This window comes from Paraburkholderia bengalensis (assembly GCF_037126505.1).
Lineage (GTDB): Bacteria > Pseudomonadota > Gammaproteobacteria > Burkholderiales > Burkholderiaceae > Paraburkholderia > Paraburkholderia bengalensis.
The window spans coordinates 24,059-45,432 of record NZ_JACFYJ010000036.1 but is presented as its reverse complement, the minus strand read 5'-3'; the positions used below and the strand labels follow the sequence as shown (position 1 = coordinate 45,432).

General features: G+C 63.9%; 17 protein-coding genes, 1 pseudogene and 1 riboswitch. Of the genes and pseudogenes, 10 read left to right on the top strand and 8 right to left on the bottom strand.

Features of this window, described 5'->3' with window-relative positions; translation table 11 throughout:
* The first annotated feature begins 6 nt into the window (after positions 1 to 6).
* The 5 genes from H3V53_RS21290 to H3V53_RS21275 all read left to right on the top strand — a co-directional run bounded on the left by H3V53_RS21290 (position 7) and on the right by H3V53_RS21275 (position 3,627).
* Positions 7 to 873 carry an intradiol ring-cleavage dioxygenase gene (locus tag H3V53_RS21290; protein ID WP_336599639.1) on the top strand — a complete coding sequence of 289 codons (867 nt, stop codon included), beginning with the start codon at positions 7 to 9 and terminating at the stop codon, positions 871 to 873.
* Positions 874 to 917: 44 nt separating this feature from the next.
* Complete coding sequence (locus H3V53_RS21285) at positions 918 to 1,727, top strand: sugar phosphate isomerase/epimerase family protein (RefSeq protein WP_336599638.1); 810 nt, start codon at positions 918 to 920, stop codon at positions 1,725 to 1,727.
* Between the two features lie 36 nt (positions 1,728 to 1,763).
* The gene (locus H3V53_RS21280; RefSeq protein ID WP_336599637.1) at positions 1,764 to 2,564 is read left to right on the top strand and encodes an IclR family transcriptional regulator; all 801 of its coding nucleotides are present in this window, start codon (positions 1,764 to 1,766) and stop codon (positions 2,562 to 2,564) included.
* A gap of 84 nt (positions 2,565 to 2,648) precedes the next feature.
* Positions 2,649 to 2,978, top strand: coding sequence for an aldo/keto reductase (locus H3V53_RS43680; RefSeq protein WP_419539531.1), 330 nt, complete (start codon positions 2,649 to 2,651; stop codon positions 2,976 to 2,978).
* On the top strand, positions 2,899 to 3,627 hold the full coding sequence (locus H3V53_RS21275) for an aldo/keto reductase (protein WP_419539533.1): 729 nt from the start codon (positions 2,899 to 2,901) through the stop codon (positions 3,625 to 3,627). Before H3V53_RS43680 ends, H3V53_RS21275 begins: the two co-directional genes overlap by 80 nt.
* A 52-nt stretch (positions 3,628 to 3,679) precedes the next feature.
* On the opposite strand, the gene H3V53_RS21270 is transcribed toward H3V53_RS21275, so the two are convergent.
* Together H3V53_RS21270 and H3V53_RS21265 are read right to left on the bottom strand one after the other, a co-directional pair.
* Positions 3,680 to 3,949: a hypothetical protein gene (locus H3V53_RS21270; RefSeq protein WP_336599635.1), complete on the bottom strand. Its 270-nt coding sequence runs from the start codon at positions 3,947 to 3,949 to the stop codon at positions 3,680 to 3,682.
* 393 nt (positions 3,950 to 4,342) lie between these two features.
* Positions 4,343 to 4,747: a hypothetical protein gene (locus H3V53_RS21265; protein ID WP_336599667.1), complete on the bottom strand. Its 405-nt coding sequence runs from the start codon at positions 4,745 to 4,747 to the stop codon at positions 4,343 to 4,345.
* A gap of 264 nt (positions 4,748 to 5,011) precedes the next feature.
* Here H3V53_RS21265 and H3V53_RS21260 point away from each other — a divergent pair.
* Both H3V53_RS21260 and H3V53_RS21255 read left to right on the top strand, forming a co-directional pair.
* Positions 5,012 to 6,506 (top strand): annotated as a pseudogene (locus H3V53_RS21260) (MFS transporter).
* Between the two features lie 588 nt (positions 6,507 to 7,094).
* Complete coding sequence (locus tag H3V53_RS21255) at positions 7,095 to 7,373, top strand: DUF2158 domain-containing protein (protein WP_054925483.1); 279 nt, start codon at positions 7,095 to 7,097, stop codon at positions 7,371 to 7,373.
* A 117-nt stretch (positions 7,374 to 7,490) separates the two neighbouring features.
* Here the strand turns inward: H3V53_RS21255 and H3V53_RS21250 are convergent, their stop codons facing one another.
* The 3 genes from H3V53_RS21250 to H3V53_RS21240 all read right to left on the bottom strand — a co-directional run bounded on the left by H3V53_RS21250 (position 7,491) and on the right by H3V53_RS21240 (position 9,906).
* Positions 7,491 to 8,123 (bottom strand): LysE family translocator, encoded by a 633-nt coding sequence (locus tag H3V53_RS21250; protein WP_336599634.1) that lies wholly within the window; start codon positions 8,121 to 8,123, stop codon positions 7,491 to 7,493.
* A 39-nt stretch (positions 8,124 to 8,162) separates the two neighbouring features.
* A riboswitch (ZMP/ZTP riboswitch) is annotated at positions 8,163 to 8,260 on the bottom strand.
* 101 nt (positions 8,261 to 8,361) lie between these two features.
* A complete protein-coding gene (locus tag H3V53_RS21245) occupies positions 8,362 to 9,516 on the bottom strand; it encodes an epoxide hydrolase family protein (RefSeq protein ID WP_336599633.1) in 1,155 nt (384 codons plus the stop codon).
* A gap of 81 nt (positions 9,517 to 9,597) precedes the next feature.
* Positions 9,598 to 9,906, bottom strand: coding sequence for a superinfection immunity protein (locus H3V53_RS21240; protein WP_336599632.1), 309 nt, complete (start codon positions 9,904 to 9,906; stop codon positions 9,598 to 9,600).
* A 196-nt stretch (positions 9,907 to 10,102) separates the two neighbouring features.
* On the opposite strand from H3V53_RS21240, the gene H3V53_RS21235 reads away from it, so the two are divergent.
* The 3 genes from H3V53_RS21235 (at position 10,103) to H3V53_RS21225 (ending at position 14,158) form a co-directional block, all read left to right on the top strand.
* Positions 10,103 to 11,563, top strand: coding sequence for a M20 family metallopeptidase (locus H3V53_RS21235; protein ID WP_336599631.1), 1,461 nt, complete (start codon positions 10,103 to 10,105; stop codon positions 11,561 to 11,563).
* A 97-nt stretch (positions 11,564 to 11,660) separates the two neighbouring features.
* A complete protein-coding gene (locus H3V53_RS21230) occupies positions 11,661 to 12,776 on the top strand; it encodes a malate/lactate/ureidoglycolate dehydrogenase (RefSeq protein WP_336599630.1) in 1,116 nt (371 codons plus the stop codon).
* Between the two features lie 503 nt (positions 12,777 to 13,279).
* The gene (locus H3V53_RS21225) at positions 13,280 to 14,158 is read left to right on the top strand and encodes a crotonase/enoyl-CoA hydratase family protein (protein ID WP_054925493.1); all 879 of its coding nucleotides are present in this window, start codon (positions 13,280 to 13,282) and stop codon (positions 14,156 to 14,158) included.
* A 244-nt stretch (positions 14,159 to 14,402) separates the two neighbouring features.
* Here H3V53_RS21225 and pdeR read toward each other — a convergent pair whose 3' ends face one another.
* The 3 genes from pdeR to H3V53_RS43675 all read right to left on the bottom strand — a co-directional run bounded on the left by pdeR (position 14,403) and on the right by H3V53_RS43675 (position 21,341).
* Positions 14,403 to 16,406, bottom strand: a complete 2,004-nt coding sequence (gene pdeR, locus H3V53_RS21220) for a cyclic di-GMP phosphodiesterase (protein WP_336599629.1) — start codon at positions 16,404 to 16,406, stop codon at positions 14,403 to 14,405.
* 467 nt (positions 16,407 to 16,873) lie between these two features.
* A complete protein-coding gene (locus H3V53_RS21215; protein ID WP_419539532.1) occupies positions 16,874 to 20,065 on the bottom strand; it encodes an Lhr family helicase in 3,192 nt (1,063 codons plus the stop codon).
* Positions 19,968 to 21,341 (bottom strand): DEAD/DEAH box helicase, encoded by a 1,374-nt coding sequence (locus H3V53_RS43675; RefSeq protein ID WP_419539530.1) that lies wholly within the window; start codon positions 21,339 to 21,341, stop codon positions 19,968 to 19,970. Before H3V53_RS43675 ends, H3V53_RS21215 begins: the two co-directional genes overlap by 98 nt.
* Between the last annotated feature and the right edge of the window lie 33 nt (positions 21,342 to 21,374).

Below are 21,374 nucleotides of genomic sequence, written 5' to 3'. Positions count from 1 at the left end.
GCAGCAATGCGCAACTTTAGCGAGGACAACATTACGGCGGCGGTTATCGGGCGTCTGGCGGGATGCAGGGACGAGCGCGTGCGTGAAATCAGCGAAGCGCTGGTGCGTCATCTACATGCGTTCGTGAAAGAGATCGAACCGACGGAAGACGAGTGGGCCGCTGCGATCCGCTTTCTGACGCATACTGGGCAGATGTGTTCCGGTACCCGTCAGGAGTTCATCCTGCTGTCGGACACGCTCGGCGTGTCGATGCTGGTTGATGCGATCAATCATCGTCATCCTGGCGACGCCACGCAATCCACCGTGCTCGGACCGTTCTATGTCGAAGAAGCCGCTGCGTTGCCACTCGGCGCATCGATTGCAGACGGCATGGAGGGCGAGCCGTTGCTGGTGGAAGGGACGGTGCGCGATCTGCATGGCGAACCGATAACAGGTGCGTCGGTCGAGACGTGGCATGCGGACAGTCACGGCTTCTACGACGTGCAGAAGGCATCAGGCAGGACGGAACTCCATATGCGCGCGCGCTTTCGGACCGATCCGGGCGGCGCATTCTGGTATCGCTCGATCGTGCCCGCCGCGTATCCCATTCCGGACGACGGACCGGTCGGTCGCATGCTCGATGCGCAAGGAAGACATCCGTATCGCCCGGCTCACGTCCACTTCCGCGTCAGTGCGCCAGGTTTCAGGACGCTGGTCACGCACGTGTTCGTGAGCGGCGACGCCTATCTGGATTCGGATGTCGTGTTTGGCGTCAAGGATGCGTTGATTACGACGCTGTTGCCGCTTGCACCGGGACTCAGTCCAGGCGGGCATCGCGTCGATGTGCCAGGTTCGCTGCTGACGTATGACTTTGTGCTGCCGCCGCAAACTTGAACGCCGCGTGCCTGCACGCTGGTTTCTCTAATGGACCTATTCCCATGCATGAACTGTCGCTGCATCATCTGACTATGCTCGACGCGCATCCGCTGCAACTCGTCGACGCGGCCGCCGCCGCGGGCTTCGAATACTGCGGCTTGCGGCTGGTCGCGCCCACCGCTGCGGATCCGATCGTGGACGTCGCCGGCAATCCCGCGCTGATTCGCGCACTGCGCGAGCGACTGGATGCAACAGGCGTCGAACTGCTCGACATCGAAGCGATCTGGCTGGGTCCGCAAACGGACATGGCGGCATTGCTACCTGCGCTCGAAGCGGGCCGCGCGCTCGGTGCGCGACACGTGCTGAGTGTGGGCAACGATAGCGAACGCAACCGTCTGCTGGACAACTTCGGCCGGCTCTGTGAAGCGGCCAACGGTTTTGAACTTTTCGTGGGACTCGAATCGATCACGTACTGCGCGGTCAGCACACCCGCCGATGCGCGCGATCTCGTGCTCGCCAGCGGCCAACCAAATGCGCGGGTGCTCATCGACGCCTTGCAGTTCTTCCGCTCGGGCGCAACGTGCGAACAGATCGGTGCCATCGACCCGGCTCTCATCGAATACATCCAGATTTGCGATGCGCCATCCGCCGCGCCACAGACCATCGAGGAATTAAGAAAAGAAGCGAGAACGGCGCGTCTTCTGCCCGGCGATGGCGAGTTGCCGTTACGCGAGCTGCTATCGACATTGCGACACGATCTGCCGCTTGCGGTGGAGGCTCCCACCCTTGCGTTGCGTGGACTGCCGTTCGACGAGCAGGCGCGGCGAATCCATGCGCATATGCAGACGTTTCTCGCGGACCAGGTTGCCTGATGTTAGTATGTTTCCATATGTGAACAGGAGTCGGGCATGTTACTGGAAGACGAATCGAATGGCGTGGTCAAGTCGGCGGATCGCGTGCTAGATGTGATCGAGTTGCTCGCCAGGTGGGGACGGGAGATGTCACATACGGAAATCGCCGACACACTTGAAATACCGAAGAGCTCGCTCACCAAGCTGCTCAAGAATCTCACTGCGCGCGGCTTCGTCGAATTCGTGCCGCTAACCAAAGGCTACCGGCTCGGGGAAGCGCTAATCAGACTTTCGGAGCAATCGACGCATAGCCGTTCACTCATCAACTGCGCTCAACCCGTGCTAAGCGAGATCACGCAGCAGACGCTGGAATCGTGTGCACTCAACCAGCTTAAGGGAGATCAGGTAGAAGTCGTCGCGACGGTCACGAGTCCGCAACGGCTTGTTTCGCATTTACGCTTGGGCGATCTTGCACCGCTTTACGCCGTGTCGGGCGGTAAAGTGATCCTCGCGTTTCTTCCGGATCAGATGCGCAGCGAGTACATGAAGACGGTGAAAATGCAGGCCATCACGCCAGCGACGATGACCACCAAGAAGGTGCTGCTCGCTCAGATCGAGACTATCCGGCAAAGCGGCGTTGCCTATTCGATGGAGGAATACACGCCGGGGATCGTCGGCGTGGGTGTGCCGGTGCTGTCGTCATCGGGCTTTCCGCTTGGATCGCTGAACGTCGCGATTCCATCGGTGCGCTATTCCGAGAAAGTCGGCGCACGGGCTGCAGCAATACTGCGATCGTCCGCCGAACGCATACGACGTCGATACATTTCAGCCAATGGCGAGGGCGCGCGCGGCATTTGATATGCGCGTGGCGGCGATCGGGTGCGGGCTCGCTACGAAATGCAATCGCGCATTGTCAAGACAGATAGGTAGGATACAAATCATATGACTGAGCGAATCAACAAGGCAGAAAGAGCGGTTGAGTTTCCATCGGTCGGGGTCGGAGCGGGCAGTCTGGCGAACGCAGCAGGCGAGCAGGCATTCTTTGGAATGGTTCATGCCGCGTGGGCGAGCGGCGTTCGCTATTTCGACACCTCGGCGGCGTATCTGGGCGGCGAAAGCGAGCAACGGCTTGGCGCAGCGCTCGCGGATTTTCCTCGAGAAGAACTTTACCTATCGACAAAGCTCGGCAGATATTTGCGCGAGCGCGGCGCAAGCGCGATGCCCGGCGGGGGGGGACTATTTTCTGGACTACACCTACGATACGACGCTTAGATCGGTTGAACGCAGCTTGTCTCAGCTCAAGGTCGATCGGCTCGATGCCGTTTATATCCATGATCTCGATCCCGGCTTTGCCGGAACCACGTATCGCGACGAACTTGACTCCGCGGTCGAAGGCGCTTTCGCTGCGTTGCGGCGTATGAAGGAAGAGAAGGTGGTCGGAGCGATCGGTGTGGCCAGTATGGACTGGCGTGCCTGTCTGGACTTTGCCGAACGGGCAACTGTCGATGTTGTGATGCCTGCCGGAGAATACTCGTTGCTTCGCGCGGACAGTACTGCGCTACTGGACCACTGCGCGGAGAAGGGCATTGCGTGGATTGCCGCGTCGCCTTTCAATTCCGGCATTCTCGCGACGGGCGCGCGCGCTGATGCGTACTACAACATGCGGCCGGCGACGCCAGAGGTTTTGTCGCAAGTGGGAAAACTGGAGCGTATCTGTCAGCGTCATCATGTGTCTCTGGCGACGGCGGCCCTGCAGTTTCCTCTGAGGCACCCGGCTGTTACCACTATCGTATTCGGCGCGAAGACAGCAGTTGAATTCGACCAGTCCTTTGCACGGCTCTCCGACAAAGTATCCGATGAGTTCTGGCAGGAAATGGACGATTTCCTGGCGAAGTCAAAGGACTGGGGGAAACACACTTAAACATTATTTCGCGGGTTTCGCAGCGTGACTCGACGCATGCGCGCTTTTGCCTTTACCGGGACATGCGGCCAGTATTCACACGGGCATCCGGTTTCGCGTGGGCAAGCGTGGCGTCGACCAGTTCGCGAGTCCGGAGCCCGGTCGTGTAGCCGAAATCGAGCAGGAAGCGCAACCGCTGCGCGCCCACATTCGCCGTCCGTCGGGCGCGCGAGGCGTCGAACGGTGTTGGACTGCTGCCGCGAACATCGACGTCCGCGAACGGATTGATCGGCCAGCGCAACAGCGTGCCGAGGGCAGACAGCACGTGGGTCACCGAACGCATGCAGAGACTACCATTGAAGGGGCGAGCCAGGCGACGTGCATGGACGCACGGCGCACCGGCAGGTTCAACGATGGCTTCGCCAGGCACCGGCTCGCTGTCAATGGGGGCTTGGCCGCCCCGGTTGTAGCTGGCCCGATCGCATCAGAACCTGAAGGTCACATTCGGGCTCAGACCGTTGAAACGCAGCGTTTGTGCGAGTTGGCCGCGCGAGCCGTAGTGGGCGGGATACCGGTAGGTCAGGCTCATGTCGTCCCACTTCATCGCGTACCCGATGCCTGTGATCGCCTGCCACGTGAAGCTCGACGTGCCTGTGCGGGCGTCGAGATATAACGGGTGATGCAGTCAGAGCTCGAGTGCATCAATCGGCCTTGATCTCGTACCCGGAACGCTCGTTCAACGTTTCTGCAGCGCCCAGTCAGTCTTCCCTGTGCCACAAAAGACAGGATGCAGGTTCATCGACTGTCCCTTTGCGGAGAGGACGACGGCAACGTGACGGCACGTCTTCTTGCCGTCACGACTTGTGTCGGACGGGGTCATCATTGCATCGATCTTCACGCTATTGCCCGTGTCCGCGTTGGTCCATTGACTGGTTTCGCCATCGCTCTTCGTGTTGAGCACGTCGGTCAGCGCTCGCTTGAGCGAATCCATATCGCGCGGCTTCACGTATGACAAGGGCGTATCGTTAAGGAAGTTGAGATTGCTGGCCGGTGCGGCAACGACATGAAGCAGGAGCGCCGCAGCAGACGCGGCGCGCGCGCAGCGCATACGAACCACACGTTCCGGGCCGAGAAATGGCATACCAGCCTCCAATAGCTGTTTCGTAAAGCCATGCTTGCTATCTGGTGACACCGGCGCGATGACGAAGACGTCTGTTTGATGCGGGAGACATGATGAGCGTGGCGACGGCGTTCGGCCTCTGCGCTCGACGCTTCGCGCCCCTTGTTGCCCAGTTTAGTTGCTGCGTATTGCCGCCGGTATGGGACTTTGGTCCCATGTAACGCAGTCCCAGGCGATGTTGACCGCAAAAAATCGCCAACGCGATTAGTCATGAATGATAGATGCATGAAAGCGTCGGACGTGAGGGCACCGTCGGGCTCCCGCCCTAACGCACGGGACGCGGCGGCTGACGCGCCGCGCGGCCAGCGCACCGAGCGGCAAGGGCTGGCGTTGACCGTGCTGTTCATCGGTGCGTTTCTCGCGCCGCTCGACTATTTCATCGTCAATCTCGCGTTGCCCGCCATTCACACCGGCTTGAACGCCACCGACGCGCAGTTGCAGCTCATCGTCTCGGCGTACGCGTCGGCGTATGCGGTGCTGTTGATCACGGGCGGGCGGCTAGGCGACCTGTTCGGCCGGCGGCGCATGTTCATGACGGGAATGGCCGGCTTTGTCGTCGCGTCGGCGCTGTGCGGCTTCGCGCCCAACGGGCACGTGCTCGTGATCGCGCGGATCGTGCAGGGCATGGCTGCGTCCGTGATGGCGCCGCAAGTGCTCGCGACCGTGCGCGCCGTCGTGCCGCTGCATCAGCAGACGCGCGTGATGGGCTTTTACGGTTTTGTGTTCGGGCTTGCGTCGATCGTCGGACAGTTGGGCGGCGGCGCGCTGATCACCTATCAGCCGTTCGGCCTCGACTGGGCGCGCCATTTTCCTGATCAACATTCCCGTTGGCTTGCTCGCGTTCGTCGGCGCATGGAAATTCGTGCCCGAGAATCAGCCGGAAAAGCACGAGGGCGTCGATCTGAGGGGCGTCGCGCTGCTGTCGCTGGTGCTGATCCTGCTGATCTACCCGATGACGCACGGCCGCGAGGCCGGTTGGCCGTGGTGGACCTTCGCGATGTTCGCGCTCGCCGTTCCTGCGTTCGCCGCGTTCGTCGCCGTCGAGCGCGGGGTCGAACGCGCCGGCGGCAGTCCCCTCGTCGATCTGCAACTGTTCCGCAATCCCGCGTTTTCGACGGGGCTCGTGCTCGCGTTCCTGTTCTATTGCAACAGCGCGTTTTTCCTCACGTACGGCATTTATCTGCAGACGGGCTTGCACTGGACGCCGTTGCAGTCCGGCATCGCGATCATGCCGTTCGCGCTCGGCTTCGTCGCCGGGCCGCTGACGTCGCCCGCCGTCGTGCGGCGCATCGGCGCTCATGTGCTGACGCCCGGATTCTCGATGCTGACCGTTGGCTTCGGCGCGACCGGCTGGGCCGCGACGCACGCGCCACTCGGCACGCTGTTCTACCTCGGGCTCGTGATCGCGGGCGTCGGGCAAGGACTCGTGTTGCCGTCGATCATGCGCATCGTGCTCGGCGAAGTCGCGCCGGCGAAAGCAGGGCTCGCGTCGGGTGTCGTCACCTCGACGCTGCAGATCGGCTCGGCATTCGGGACGGCTGCCATCAGCGGCGCGTTCTTCGGCGCCTTGTCGGCGCCCGCTTCGGCGGCGGGCTATGCGTACGCATTCCAGCGCAGCCTCGCGATCAATGCGGTGCTGATGCTGATCTGTATTGCGCTCAGCGTGACGCTGGTGCGGCATCAGCAGGTTGCGCATCGGCGCGCCGTCAAGACAGCGTGACGCGAATCAGGCTGATATTGATAGCGGTCAAATAACCGGAATGACGCAGCGCAAATGCAGCGGCTAAGGGAAAATCCCGAGCCGCTGCATTTTTGTTTTTCGATTGGGCAAAAACGCAAAGCAAAAACTTTTTCGCGATCGATTGTCATACTTTTCACGCGGCGAGTATTGCGCAATGCAACGGTTTCCGGCGTTCAGCAGTGATGCGCTTATTCACAGATGGCGCCGATTATCACGCTGGGGCTTATTTGAGTGGCGTCCGACATATGGATGTCAACATCATGACAGCGAACGACCGGGCATATTTACGTTAACGTGCATCGACCGGCCTAAACGACCTGCGTCGAAGTGCTGCGCGACAACATGCCGCCGTTGCCAGAGGGTGATCGGCGCACTAAACAAAAACGCACGAGCGTTCGCGATATTGCGCCGTTTATATTCGGTTTTTCTGAAAACGCTTCCAATAAAAATGACTTGCTGACGAAATATTCAATTGTTAATCTGGCGCCACTCTTATTAATCTGCTGGACCGCGGTGCGTTATGGCAGTGAATCTTCAGCCAGTCTAATGCTTATAACGGGGACAACCATGCTGACTGCTACTCTCGACGCATTTGATACGGCGCAAACAGCGCAAATCAACATTGGGGACGTGGTGACGCTCAAGGCGGGCGGCTCGCGTATGACTGTGACGTATGTGGGGCCGGTCGCCCAGAAAACGGGCGAATGGCTTATTTGCCAATGGTTCGACGACCACGGCGAACTGCGTCAGGAAACCTTCGCGCCCGACGAAGTATGGCGCCAGCCGCGCTCCATTCCCGCCGGCTCGGTGCAGTTGCGCAAGTTCGTCCGCGTCGTGGCGCCTTGAACGGCGTGCAACGCGGCGCACCGCGCGCGGGCGCATCCTTCCTGTACGTTCAACGTCATCTTCGCGGGCGCCGGGCATGATGTCCGGCGTCGTAATGTTAACGGCGTCCCGTATTCATTATCGCCGCGCTTGCGTGGCCATGCGCACGGCGAGACCGGCGAGCACCGTACCCATCATCCAGCGCTGAACAACGAGCCACGTCGGCTTTCGCGCGAGAAACACGGCAATCGATCCCGCCGTCATCGCGACGATCGTATTGATGGAAATGCTCAGCACGATCTGAACTGCGCCGAATATCAGCGACTGCCCGAGCACGCTGCCCTGTTGCGGGTCGATGAATTGCGGCAGCAGCGACAGATACAGCACGGCGATTTTCGGATTCAGCAGGTTCGTGACGAAACCCATCGCGAACAGCTTGCGCGGACTGTCCACGGGCAGATCTCGGACCTGGAACGGCGAGCGTCCACCCGGCTTCACGGCTTGCCACGCGAGAAACAGCAGATAGAGCGCGCCGCCAAAGCGCAGCGCGTCGTATGCGAACGGCACGGCCAGCAGCAGCGCCGTGATGCCGAACGCGGCGCAGAACATATAGAACACGAAGCCGAGCGCGACGCCGCCAAGCGAGATCAGACCGGCCGTGCGGCCCTGGCAGATCGAGCGGGAGATCAGGTAGATCATGTTCGGCCCCGGCGTGAGCGCCATGCCGAGCGCGACGAGGGCGAATGCAAGCAGATGGCTGGTGTGAGGCATTGCGTGAGCTCCGGAGAAGGGAGGGCGATCAGGGGATCGAGGCAAGGCCCAGGCGCGCGGCGGAGCGCGACGTGCGTCGCGGTTCGCGTTTCCCGGTGGTGACCCACCTCGATTGAGCGCCAGTCGCGCGAACCGTCGTATTGTTGCGCGCGATCGGCGCGCGGGCCAGAGACACCTGGCGCAGCCGCCGTCGATACACTTGAGCGCCGTCGCCTCGCGATGCGTGCCCCGCCGCGCTTTAACGCCGCAGCGGGCGGAAGAAGCGGCGGATTTCTTCGGCGAGCAGCGCGGGCTGCTCCATCGCGGCGAAGTGGCCGCCGCGCGGCATGTCGGCGAATTGCGTGAGGTTGAAAACGCGCTCGATCCACGAGCGCGGCGGCTGACTGATCTCCTTCGGAAACCGCGCGAAGCCGAGCGGCGGCGCAACACGCTGCCCCGGCTCGAAGCGCAACGGCCGCGCGCGCGTTTCCGCGTAGAGCCGCATCGACGAGCCGATCGTCTGCGTGTGCCAGTACAACGAGAGATCGGTCAGCAACTGGTCTTTCGTGAACACGCGCCCGACATCGCCGTCGCAATCGCTCCACGCGCGGAATTTCTCGACGATCCACGCCGCGAGGCCCGCAGGCGAATCGTTCAGGCCGACGGCCGCCGTCTGCGGTTTCGTCGCGTGCAGGTGCGCGTAGGCGCCCTCGGCATCGGCGAATGCCGCTTTGGACGCGAGGAAATCCTGCTCCTCCTGCGTGATGGGCGGATCATCCGGCGCGATGCACGGCGCGTACGAACTCGGCAGAAAGTTGAGGTGAATGCCTTCGACATGCTGGGCGTGGTTCGCGGCCAGCGCGATCGAGACGGCCGCGCCGAGATCGCCGCCTTGCGCGCCGAACCGCTCATAGCCGAGGCCGCGCATCAACTCGACCCACAGGTCCGCGATCGCGAAGACCGACATGCCCGGCTTGGCGGGCCGTTCGGAAAAGCCGTAGCCGGGCATCGACGGCACGACGACATCGAACGCGTCGGCCGGGTCTGCGCCGACGGACGCGGGATCGCACAGATGCGGCAGCAGGTCGACGAACTCGATGAACGAACCGGGCCAGCCATGCGTGATCACGAGCGGATACGGCCTGGGACCGAGGCCGCGCCGATGCACGAAATGCACCGCAAGTCCGCCCGCGCGCGCGACGAACTGCGGCTGCTGGTTCAGGCGCGCTTCCACGGCGCGCCAGTCGAACGTATGCACCCAATAGTCGACGAGATCGCGCAGATAGTTCAATTCGATGCCGAGCGACCACGGCTCGCTATCGAACGGATCGGGCCAGCGCGTGTGCGCAAGACGTGTCCTGAGCGCGGCGAGTTCGGCGTCGGGAATGGAAATCTGGAACGGGGTGATCTGCATCGGCGGAAATCCTTGCTGGCGGATGGGCGGCTTGCTGGTAGAGGGGCGGCATGCTTGCGCGTGGGGTGCGGCCCTTAGGCGTCATTTCGGCGGACGCTCGCGCGATGCGCGCAGGTTCACGCGTTCGCTGAGCATCGTCGTGAACGAACGCATGCTGATGACGCGCCGCGAACGGACCACTTCGCCTTCCAGGTTCACGGGGGGATTCGGCTGAAACGCCCAGTACAGCGCGACCAGCCAGCCGAATACCGTCCACCCCATGCACGCGTTGAACAGCGCGATGGTCAGCACGTCATGGCGCTTGCGCCGGTCGGCGATGATGGACGGAAGAAAGTACAGCGCCAGCGCGGCGACGGCCGCGACGCCTTGAACCATCATGTCGCTGTTCATCGGGAGCCTCCGCAAGGCGCGGTTGATAATCCTTTCATTGTCGCGCGATCAGTCGCCTCGCGCTTGCGCCGTCGAAGGCCGATTACAAGCGAGGCGTAGGCGCCGTCTCGCCATGCCCAATGCGCCCCGGATGAATTCGGCAACGCCGCCCATAGGGTCTATCATGTGCGTTTCGACTGCACCGGATAGGGCCATCATGATCTCCGACGATACCCAGCACGCTAACCAGCTGAATCACGACACACTGCGCGAATTCGTCGATCGCAAGTGGAACGATGAGATCGTGCCGGCATTGACCGACTACATCGCCGTGCCCGCGAAGAGCCCGGCGTTCGACGCCGATTGGGAAAAGCATGGCTACATCGAGCGCGTGATCACGGAAGCTGCGAAGTGGGCCGAGCAGCAGCCCGTGCGCGGCCTGAAGCTCGAAATCGTCCGCTTGCCGGGCCGCACGCCCGTGATCTTCTTCGAGTCGCCCGCCACGCGCTCGGGCAGCACGGAAACCATCGTGCTGTACGGCCATCTCGACAAGCAGCCGGAGTTCGACGGCTGGCGCAACGACCTCGGTCCGTGGACGCCCAAGCTCGAAGACGGCAAGCTCTACGGCCGCGGCGGCGCCGATGACGGCTACGCGATCTACGCAAGCGTCACGGCGCTCGCGGCGCTCGACGCGCAAGGCATCGAACGGCCGCGCTGCGTCGGTCTGATTGAAACCTGCGAAGAGTCGGGCAGCTACGATCTGCTGCCGTACGTCGACGCATTGCGCGATCGTCTCGGCAAGGTCGGACTCGTCGTGTGTCTGGATTCGGGCGCGGGCAATTACGATCAGTTGTGGCTGACCACGTCGCTGCGCGGGCTCGTCTCGGGCGACCTCGAAGTGCAGGTGCTCGATGAAGGTATCCACTCGGGCGGCTACGGCGGCATTGCGCCGTCGAGCTTCCGCATCATGCGGCAACTGTTCGCGCGTCTCGAAGACGCCGCCGACGGCACGCTGCTGCCGAAGGGCTTCCATTGCCCGATCCCGCTCGATCGTCTGGATGAAGCGGAAGCGACCGCGAAGATTCTCGGTGACGACGTGTGGAAGAAGCTGCCGTGGGCTTGCGGCCAGGACGGCGGCCCCGTGCTGCCGACCACCACCGATCCGCAGGAAGCGCTGCTCAATTCGACGTGGCGTCCGTCGCTGTCGGTGACGGGCGCGGCGGGCTTGCCGTCGCTCGCCGACGCGGGCAACGTGCTGCGTCCGCGCACCGCGTTCAAGCTGTCGCTGCGCCTGCCGCCGCTTGTCGATGCGGAAACGGCCGTGCAGCAACTGAAGTCGCTGCTCGAATTCGATCCGCCGTACAACGCGAAGGTCACGTTCAAGCCGGATGAGGGCGCCGCGACGGGCTGGAACGCGCCGGAACTGGCGCCGTGGCTCGGCAGCGCGCTGAACGACGCGTCGCGCCAGCACTTCGGCGCGGACGTCGCGTTCATCGGGCAGGGCGGCACGATCCCGTTGATGAACGTGCTGAAAGCGGGCTTCCCGACTTCGCAGTTCATGGTCTGCGGCGTGCTTGGACCCAAGTCGAACGCGCACGGACCGAACGAGTTCCTGCATGTGCCGTACGGCAAGAAGCTGACGGCATCCGTCGCGCAGGTGATCGCCGCGGCGCCTTGATGCCTGCGTGCCCGTGCCGCGCCTGAGTCCATCGCGCGGGAGCGTCGCCAGGACGGTCCCGCGCTTCACGCTTCTTCCTTGACGAGCCACGCATCGAATGAACGACACGCCCGCTGCCCCGAAATCCGTTCCCCGCATCCCCGCCGATCAACTGCACGAATATGTCCGCGCCATATGGGAGCAGGCGGGCAGTTCGCCGCGCGAAGCCCAGCTCGTCGCCGATCACCTTGTGACGGCGAGTCTCACGGGGCATGACTCGCATGGTGTCGGCATGATCCCGCGTTATGTCGCATCGTTGCGCGAACACGAACTGAAGCTCAATGCGCACGCGAGCGTCGTGAAGGATGTCGGCGCCGTGCTGACGCTCGACGGCGGCAAGGGCTTCGGGCAGGTCGTCGCCTACGAGGCGATGGAACAGGGCATCGAGCGCGCGAGAAAACTCGGCGTGTGCGCCGTCGCGCTGCGCAATGCGCATCACATCGGCCGCATCGGCCATTGGGCAGAACAGTGCGCGAAGGCGGGCTTCGTGTCGTTTCACTTCGTCAACGTGGCGGGTGATCCCCTCGTTGCGCCGTTCGGCGGAGCGGACCGCCGCATCGGCACCAATCCGTTTTGCGCGGCGTTCCCGCGCGAAGGCAAGGCGCCGCTCGTGCTCGACTTCGCGACGAGCGCCGTCGCCTATGGCAAGACACGCGTCGCATACAACCAGGGCAAGCCGGTGCCGCCCGGTGCGCTGATCGATCACGAAGGCAAGCCGACCGTCGATCCCAAGGTGATGATGGAGCCGCCGTTCGGCGCGCTGATGCCAGTGGGCGGACAGGCGGGCGGCCACAAGGGTTTCGGGCTCGCGGCGATGTGCGAGATTTTCGGCGGCGCGCTCTCGGGCGGCTATACGACGCACGAGGACACGCTGCAAAAAACCAGCGCGATCGTCAACTGCATGTTGTCGGTAATCATCGATCCCGCCGCCTTCGACGCGCCCGATGCGCAAGCCGAGGCCGACGCGTTCGTCGAATGGGTCAAAGCGTCGCCGCTCGCGGCGGGCGCCGAACGCATCTACGCGCCGGGCGAACCGGAACGCGCGACGCGCGCCCAGCGCGAGGCGAACGGCGTTCCCGTCGATCCCGAAACGTGGCGCCAGATCCGCGAAGCGGCACTCGCGGCGGGTCTGTCGCTGGAGCGAACGGACAGCTGGGCCGCGCGCCTGAAATAACACGTCCTTCCGGCAACCTCTGCGGCCAGCGACGGCTTGCCGTCGCCACACAATGCAACGGGCAAGCCGTTGCATGCGCATCGACATGTGCGCGTCGGACGGTCGGAACACGCGTCAATCGAGCCGCTTCAAACGCTGGCGCGCCGTTCAAAAAACGGCCATGCCGATTTTCGCCACTTAACACCCTGAATTCACAAAAAATGCAATCCGAATATCTTTCGATTGCATGAAAGGGTGGTCATCCCATTCCTTCGAATTAAAAGAAATATTCTAATTGCCGCTTTACGCTCCATTCGAGAGCGGTCGCGAACGTGCGTTTGAACATTTATTCCAGAACGCAATCGTTTGCGAGAATGGCTCTGGTCAAGAGGCCCGCCCAGTGGGCGTCCGATTACTTATGACGAACTGCATGGTTCTGTTCGTTTGCCCGCCCCTGCGGATTCTGGTCTGTTTTAGGCTCGCAATGCTTCACCCGTTGTTCAACTCTAAAAGGACCGTTCAAAATGAATCTGCAAAACCATCACGCCTGCCGTCCGTTCCTCGAAGCTGGCAAACTGTCGCAAATCTCCGCTTATTACGAAGAAGAGCGCAACATTATGTGGATGATGTTGCGCGCACAACCGCGTCCGTGTTTCAACCTCGAACTGGTGCATGACATTCTCGAACTCGCGCGGGCCGCGCGCGATTCCGGCGTGCGCATCGATTTCTGGGTGACGGGCTCCATCATTCCGACCATGTTCAACGTCGGCGGCGACCTGAATTTCTTCGCCGACGCGATTCGCGGGGGCCGCCGCCAGGAGCTGATGGCGTACGCGCGCGCCTGCGTCGATTGTGTGCATGCGGCGGCGCGGGGATTCGATACGGGCGCGATTTCGATTGCGATGGTGGAGGGCACGGCGCTCGGCGGCGGTTTCGAAGCGGCGCTCGCGCATCATTTCGTGCTCGCGCAGACAGACGCGCGGATGGGTTTTCCGGAGATCGCGTTCAACCTGTTCCCCGGCATGGGCGGCTACTCGCTGGTGGCGCGCAAGGCGGGCATGCGTCTCGCGGAAGAGTTGATCGGCGGCGGCGAGTCGCACACGGCCGAGTGGTACGAAAGCCGTGGTCTCGTCGACCAGTTGTTCGAGCCAGGCGAGGCGTACATCGCAACGCGTACCTTCATCGACACGCTGCGTCCCAAGCTCAACGGCATCCGCGCGATGGTGCGCGCGCGCCAGCGGGTGCTGCAATTGTCGCGCGCCGAACTGATGGAGATTACGGAAGACTGGGTGCAGGCCGCGTTCACGATCGAGGAGAAAGACCTCGCGTTCATGGAACGGCTCGTGATGCTGCAGAACCGCCGCGCGAACAACCTGCGTCCCGCTGCGATGAATGTTGCGTAAGCAAGGTCTGGCCGTAGACAGGCTGGCAGAACGCCTCCGCGCATGGCAGCACACGCGCTCCGTTTGCACCCGTCAACCCATGACCAACCTGATCGACGCAATCTTTAATGCAGTGAGCAGGCAGTGAACAGGCAACACGCAGCATGCAACACCAGGTAGCCGAAGTAACCGACGTCAAATCCGCGCGGCACGGGCAGCCGCCAGGCAGGAGATCCTTACGGTCGAGCGAACTTTTCGGGGGGGGTCAGGCGATCAGCCGGATCTTCTGCCTGTCATGCAGCCAGCGCTCGAAATCGGCGGCGGGCATCGGCTTGCCGTAAAGAAACCCCTGGACGTACTCGACGCCCAATCCCTTCATGAACAGTTCTTCCTGTTCCGTCTCGATCCCTTCCGCGACCACCTTCAGCTGCAGCGCCTGCGCGACGGCCACCATCGAGCGCACCAGCGCCTGAGCTTTTCGGTCCGCGTTGATGGAGCTCACGAAGCTGCGGTCCAGCTTGATCACGTCGAGCGGAATGCGCCCGAGCTGCGACAGCGACGAATAACCCGTGCCGAAATCGTCCAGATGAACCTGCGCGCCAAGCTCGCGGAATTGCGTGATGACGTCGATGGCGGCCGCTTCGTCTTCGATCAGGCAGCTTTCCGTCAGTTCGACGTCGAGCAGGCAAGGGTCGAGTTGCGCGCGCTCCAGCGCCTCGCTGAAATGCGACACGATCGCCGTATCCACCAGCTGCCGCGCCGATACGTTGATCGCGACGCGCAGCGACAGTCCGCGCGCCCTCCATTGCGCGGCCTGTTCGGCCGCCGTCTGCATGACCCAGCGGCCGAGCGGCCCAATGAGCCCCGATTCCTCCGCATAGCGGATGAACGCGGCGGGCATGATCTGACCGCGCTCCGGCGAGTTCCAGCGCACCAGCGCCTCGACGCCGTAGACGGTGCCCGTCGCGAGCGAGATCTTGGGCTGATAGTGCAGTGTCAGCTGGCCCTCTTCGAGCCCGCGCCGCAGGTTCGTGTCGAGCCACATGTATTCGGCGACCTTGCGGTTCATTTCGGGCGAGAACACGCGATAGGTGCGCTTGCCATCGTCCTTCGCGACGTACATCGCCGTGTCGGCGCTGCGGATCAGCGCTTCGAGGCTGTCACCGTGCTCGGGGAACATCGCGATGCCGATGGAGCAGCCTGTGTACACCTCGACGAGGCCGAGGCTGAACGGCGTGCGCAGGCGCTCCAGAATGCGCTGCGCCATCGCTTCCATCGACGCGACGGAGGCGACGGGCGACAGCACGATGAACTCGTCGCCGCCCAGGCGCGCGAGCGTGTCGTCCGCGCCGAGGCACTCGCGCACCGCCGACGACACATCCTGGATCAGCCGGTCGCCGAACACGTGGCCGTAGTGGTCGTTGACCTTCTTGAAGTTGTCGAGATCGAGAAACAGAATGCCGACGGATTCGCCCGCCGCCGCGCCGGCGATCGCCGTGCGCGTGCGGTCGTGGATCGCGTTGCGATTGGGCAGGCCCGTGAGCGAATCCGTGTTCGCCAGTTCGGACAGGCGTTCCTGCGCGCGGCGTTCTTCGGTGATGTCGGTGCCCGAGCAGATCAGGAACTGCTCGTCGACGCCGCTGCCGCTCATCACGAACTTGTTGCGAAACAGAAAGAGCCGCTCGCCGTGCACAGTGCGCACGCGGCGCTCGACTTCATACGCGATGCCGCGATTGAAAAAACCCGAAATGTTCTGGCTCGATGCCGCGCCCGCTTCCGACGACATGAAGAGCGCCCACACGCTGCGCCCGACCACGTCTTCTTCCTTCATGCCCGTGAGTTCTTCGGCGAGGCGATTGAAGCGCTGGATGCGGCCGTTCTTGTCGACGATGACCACGACGGAATTGACTTCCGACACGACCTGTTCGGCGAACGACAGCCCATGCACGAGATCGCGCGCGACGGATTCCGTATCTTCGAACGCCGACGCCGTGCCCGCCCACGTGCTGCTGTTGAGTTTCTTGCCGACGAGATGCAGCCGCAAGGGCTCGCCGAACAGGCGCACGTCCATGGTGAGGTGCGACGTGACACCCGTCAGGCGGCGGATCTGCGCGGCTTGCGCGCCCGACAGCGCGATGGCGACGGTTGCCGCATCGTCTTCCGTTTCAGGCGTGAGTTCGAGCGCGTTGCTGTCGCTCGACAGGCGCCAGCACGGGCTGCTCGTTCCGAATCGCGCGAAAAGCACCTGATCGTGTTGGTCGTCGTTCATGAGGGGTCCCCGGGCAGAAACGTTGCCTCCAGTCGAGCTCTGAATACGAGTACAGCACGCGGGCGGCGAAAGTCTTATTGACTGACGGGCTTCATTGTAACGAAGCGGCCGGAGGTCCGGCTCCGTTTCTATTAACGACCTTAGAAAAGGCTTTCTTTAATCAGAATGCATCGAAAAAGTGACGTTTTTTGGGAATCGGTTTCGCAAACGTTCGCGTCCGATTGCCGAAGCAAATCATTCAGCCGCCGTTCCAGTTTCAGCCGGTTTATCGCGCGACGGCATTCGCCGAACGTTCGTGCCGCTCGCACGTCGAGCATCTTCAAGAGCGGCGTAGTCGCCGACGCGCGGCCTCGATCTCGTTGCGTCGACATGTTTCGTGCTGCTTGCCGGTTTGGCGCACGACGACGTGCGCGTCGCCGTGCCGCTCATTAATCTCGATATGCCGGGCGCGCGGCAACGTTGCGCGCTCAATAACGGCGCGCGAGCCGCATGCGCATCTGCTGTTTTGCTTCGCCGTCGGCGTCGTCGGGCAGATTGAATTCGCCCGACACGAGCGACGCAACGGGCACGCCATCGCGATACAGCACACGGTTGCCCGCTACGGCAGGCACCTTGGCGCCCGGCAGCAAGGTGCCGACGAGATTCAGCGGATCGCTGCCCGCGACGCACACATAGCTGCCGTCGTTTGCATGACGGCGCATGTCGCGCAGCAGAGGAATTGCCTCGGGCAGCGCGAACTGCTCGCCCGCGAGGCCGTTGACGAACCGCCCGCCGCGCACCTGGCCGCGCGCTTCGAGCCGCTGGTACACGCGCAGCAGATCGCGCCACGGCGGCAGCCACTCCGCTTCGCGTTCGAGCAGCCGCCAGAACACGACACCATAGCGGCGCAGCAGCGCCATCGCCACATGCTCGAGCACGTCCGGCGCGAACGCAGGCGAGCGGCGCGAGGGCGGCGCTGCCGTTGGTTCGTCGGGCGCCGCGAGCGGCTTGCGCCTGAGCAGCGCCCAGCGGCCGGCATCGTCCATGCCCCCGATCAGCGCCCCCGCGCCGCGCGGACGGCGGCTCGGAAAATACGACGCGTTGCGTTTCGCGACGGGTTTGAGCAGCGCGCGCAAGCCGGCGAAGCTATCCGAATTGACGAGTCCCGCCGCGACCAGTTCACCGAGTGCATTTTCGAGTTCGACGCGCAGCAGATGAACATCGCCCGATAGCTCGTCGAAGAACATCGCGCCATGCTGCGTCAGCGCATCGAACACCATCTGCGCTTTCGGCGACAGCTCCGGCTGCTTCGACATATCGAGCAATGCGCTCCACATGGGCAGCGCGCGGCGCGGCAGCAGCACGATGGGCGTACTGCGCACCGGGCCGCTCGCACCGCGCGCTCGCTCCGTGAGACGCGTCCAGACGATCTTTCCCGCGCGGCACAACGCGTCGAGCGCCGTGATCGAGTAGTCCTTTAAACGCGCGGGCAGGATGTCCTCTTCCCAGGCGCTCGCCGCTGCCTGAAAACCTTCCAGCTGATCGAGCACGGCGGCGAGCGCGTCGCGTCCTTCGCCGCGCGTGTCCGGCGTCAGGCGTTGCCACGCGAACAGAAAGCGCATGAAATCGTGCCGCTCGACGGGCTCGATCTCGCGCCGCAAACGCCGCACCGTATAGCGATGAATTCGCGCGAGCAGATGCCGCTCGCACCATTCCTCGCTGGCGGCGCCCGGCGTGAAGCGGCCGCGCATCACGTAGCCTTGCGTTTCGAGCAGTGTCAGCGCCTGCGCGACGACGGAAGCGGGCAGTGCAAGCGCGCGCGCAATCGCGGCAAGCGGCAGCGGCCCGAAACCCGTGAGACGCGCGCGCACCACATCGACGAGCGCGTCGTCTTCCGTCCACGTTTCGTCGAAGCCTTTGGGCGCGCGGACCGCCGGTGCGATCTGCGCATGCGGATAGATCGCGCGCAGACAGTTCAGGCGCTCGGCGGGCAGCCACAGCGCGTCGTGATGCGCGATCTGCATGCGCGTGGCGTGTCCTGTGCGCGCGAGTTGGGCGAGCCACGTCATCCAGCCTTCGTTGCGCTGCGCTTCGCTTTCCGCGATGCACGCGAGGCCCATCAGCGCTTCGTGCATTTCATCGCTGTCGCGCGCTTGCGGCCACGCTTCTTCGCCGACGCTCGCAATCGCGTCGGCATCGAGCGCGCCCAGATCGTCGGCGGATTCGGGGGCGCTCGTGTAGCGGCGATTCAGCACGGCCTGCGTGCGTCGCTCTTCGATGGGCGCATCGTCGAGATACGCGTAAGGCTTGGCCGTCAGAATCTCCGCGGCGAGCGGCGAGGGCGCGGGCAGGTCGCGGCTCACGAGCGCGATCGTGCCGCTTTCGATCCGCCGCAGCAGCGCGAGCCAGGCGTCGGTGTCCATCGCTTCGTGCAGACAGTCGTCGATGGTCTGATCGACGATGGGATGACGCGGCACCTCACGTTCGCCCGCGATGTTTTCGAGGCACGCGGCCTGATCGGGAAACACGGTGGCGAGCAGATCGTCGCGCAGATAGCGCTGCAGTTGCGGCGCGGTTTTACGTCCGCCCGTGTAGCGCGGCAGCGCCAGCGCCGTGGTCGCGTTCCAGCGCCAGCGCACGCCGAAGAGGGGCGCGTCGAGCAGCGCCTGGATCAGCACGTGCTCGGCCGTCGCCGTGCGCAGATAGCGCCACACTTCGTCGAGCGCGAAGCTGTGCGCGCCCGTCAGCGACAGCACGATGGCATCTTCCGTCGCGGCCGCCTGCAGTTCGAAATTGAATGTGCGGCAAAAGCGCTTGCGCAGCGCGAGCCCCCACGCGCGATTCACGCGGCTGCCGTACGGCGTGTGAATGACGAGTTGCGTGCCGCCCGATTCGTCGAAAAAGCGCTCCATCACGAGCGTGTCCTGCGTGGGCAGCGCGCCGAGCACCTGACGCGCCCGCGCAAGATATTCGACGATCTGCCGCGCGGCCGGCTCGCTCAGGCCGATTTCGTCGACGAGCCACGCGATCGCAGGTTCGAGATCGAGCGTGACGGACGTGTTGCGATCGACGAGTGTCGCGACGGCGTCTTGCGTGTCGTTTGATACGTCGGCGGCGGGCGATGCATGCGTCAGGGTGCCGGCATCCGCGAGGCGCCGCTCGATCTCCGTGCGCAGCCGCGCCACGCCCGCCGACAGTTCGTCGCTGCGTCCAGGCGCTTCGCCGAGCCAGAATGGGATGTTCGGCGGCTGTCCTTGCGCATCCTCGACACGCACGCGTCCGCTTTCCACACGCATGATCCGGTACGACGCATTGCCGAGCTGGAACACGTCGCCCGCGAGGCTTTCGACGGCGAAGTCTTCGTTGACGGTGCCGATGTTGAGCCCTTGCGGTTCGAGAATCACCGCATAGTCGGCGTTTTCGGGAATCGTGCCGCCCGAGGTCACGGCATAGAGCTTCGCGCCGCGGCGCCCGCGCAACGTGCCGTTAACGGCGTCGCGATGCACGTACGCGGCGCGCGGCCCGTGACGGCTCGTGTAGCCTTCCGCGAGCATGCGCAGCACGGCGTCGAATTGCTCGCGCTCAAGCGTCGCATACGGCGCGGCGTGGCGGAACGTGTCGAACAGCGCGTCCTCGCTCCACTCGGCATTGCAGACTTCGGCGACGATCTCGCGCAGCACGTCGAGCGGCGCGCGCGGAATGTGCAGCCGGTCCAGTTCGCCGCGCCGCACGCATCGAGCAGCGCGCGCATTCGATCAGGTCGTCGCGCGAAGCAGGGAAGAGCCGCCCCTTCGGCATGCCGCCCACATGGTGCCCCGAGCGCCCGACGCGTTGCAGAAACGGCGCAATGGCGCGCGGCGAGCCCATCTGGCAGACGAGATCGACGTCGCCGATATCGATGCCCAGTTCCAGCGAAGCCGTGGCGATCAGCACGCGCAACTCGCCGCGTTTCAGGCGCTGCTCGGCGTCGAAACGATGTTCCTTAGCAAGACTGCCGTGATGCGCGGCGACGGCTTCCCTGCCGAGCCGCTCCGTCAGATGCCGCGCGACGCGCTCGGCCATGCGGCGCGTGTTGACGAACACCAGCGTCGTGCGATGTTGCGCGACGAGTTCCGCGAGCCGGTTGTAGACGAGTTCCCACGCTTCGTTCGACATCACCGCTTCGAGCGGCACGGGCGGCATGTCGAGCGCGAGATCGCGCTCGCGCACGTGGCCGACATCGACGATCGCGCAATCGGCGGGCTTCGTATCGTCGGGGCTCGATCCGCCGACCAGAAAGCGCGCGACGGCGTCGACGGGCTTTTGCGTCGCCGACAGGCCGATGCGCGGCAGGCGCTTGCCGCACAACGCGTCGAGCCGTTCCAGCGACAGCGCCAGATGACTGCCGCGCTTGCTGCCCGCCATCGCATGAATTTCGTCGACGATCACCGTGCGCACCGTCGAGAGCATCTTGCGGCCCGATTCCGAGCCGAGCAGCACGTACAGCGATTCGGGCGTCGTGACGAGGATGTGCGGCGCGTGCTTTTTCATCGCGGCGCGTTCCTGCTGCGTCGTGTCGCCCGTGCGCACGGCAGTGCGGATCTCGGGCACGGGCAGGCCGCGCGCGGCCAGCTCGCTGGCGATGCCGGCGAGCGGCGTCTGCAGGTTGATGCGGATGTCGTTCGACAGCGCCTTCAGCGGCGACACGTAGACCACGAGCGTCTCGTCGGGCAGCGCGCCGTTGTGCGCGAGCCCGTCGCGCACCAGTTCGTCGAGCGCGGCGAGAAAGGCGGTAAGTGTCTTGCCGGAGCCCGTCGGCGCGGCGACGAGCGTATGCCGGCCGCTGCGGATCAGCGGCCATGCGGCGGCCTGCGCGTCGGTGGGCGCGGCGAACGTGTTGCGAAACCAGCCCGCGACAGCCGGATGAAAGGCGGCCAGCGGGGCGGCGTGCCCGCAGGCAGGAGAGGCGGAAGTCATGACGTCGAAGATGGGGGCGGCGCGCTGGATATC

Coding starts and splice junctions, on each gene's coding strand:
- H3V53_RS21290 (WP_336599639.1), top strand. CDS start 7: ATGCGCAACTTTAGCGAGGACAACATTACGGCGGCGGTTATCGGGCGT.
- H3V53_RS21285 (WP_336599638.1), top strand. CDS start 918: ATGCATGAACTGTCGCTGCATCATCTGACTATGCTCGACGCGCATCCG.
- H3V53_RS21280 (WP_336599637.1), top strand. CDS start 1,764: ATGTTACTGGAAGACGAATCGAATGGCGTGGTCAAGTCGGCGGATCGC.
- H3V53_RS43680 (WP_419539531.1), top strand. CDS start 2,649: ATGACTGAGCGAATCAACAAGGCAGAAAGAGCGGTTGAGTTTCCATCG.
- H3V53_RS21270 (WP_336599635.1), bottom strand. CDS start 3,949: ATGCGTTCGGTGACCCACGTGCTGTCTGCCCTCGGCACGCTGTTGCGC.
- H3V53_RS21265 (WP_336599667.1), bottom strand. CDS start 4,747: ATGCCATTTCTCGGCCCGGAACGTGTGGTTCGTATGCGCTGCGCGCGC.
- H3V53_RS21255 (WP_054925483.1), top strand. CDS start 7,095: ATGCTGACTGCTACTCTCGACGCATTTGATACGGCGCAAACAGCGCAA.
- H3V53_RS21250 (WP_336599634.1), bottom strand. CDS start 8,123: ATGCCTCACACCAGCCATCTGCTTGCATTCGCCCTCGTCGCGCTCGGC.
- H3V53_RS21245 (WP_336599633.1), bottom strand. CDS start 9,516: ATGCAGATCACCCCGTTCCAGATTTCCATTCCCGACGCCGAACTCGCC.
- H3V53_RS21240 (WP_336599632.1), bottom strand. CDS start 9,906: ATGAACAGCGACATGATGGTTCAAGGCGTCGCGGCCGTCGCCGCGCTG.
- H3V53_RS21235 (WP_336599631.1), top strand. CDS start 10,103: ATGATCTCCGACGATACCCAGCACGCTAACCAGCTGAATCACGACACA.
- H3V53_RS21230 (WP_336599630.1), top strand. CDS start 11,661: ATGAACGACACGCCCGCTGCCCCGAAATCCGTTCCCCGCATCCCCGCC.
- H3V53_RS21225 (WP_054925493.1), top strand. CDS start 13,280: ATGAATCTGCAAAACCATCACGCCTGCCGTCCGTTCCTCGAAGCTGGC.
- pdeR (WP_336599629.1), bottom strand. CDS start 16,406: ATGAACGACGACCAACACGATCAGGTGCTTTTCGCGCGATTCGGAACG.
- H3V53_RS43675 (WP_419539530.1), bottom strand. CDS start 21,341: ATGACTTCCGCCTCTCCTGCCTGCGGGCACGCCGCCCCGCTGGCCGCC.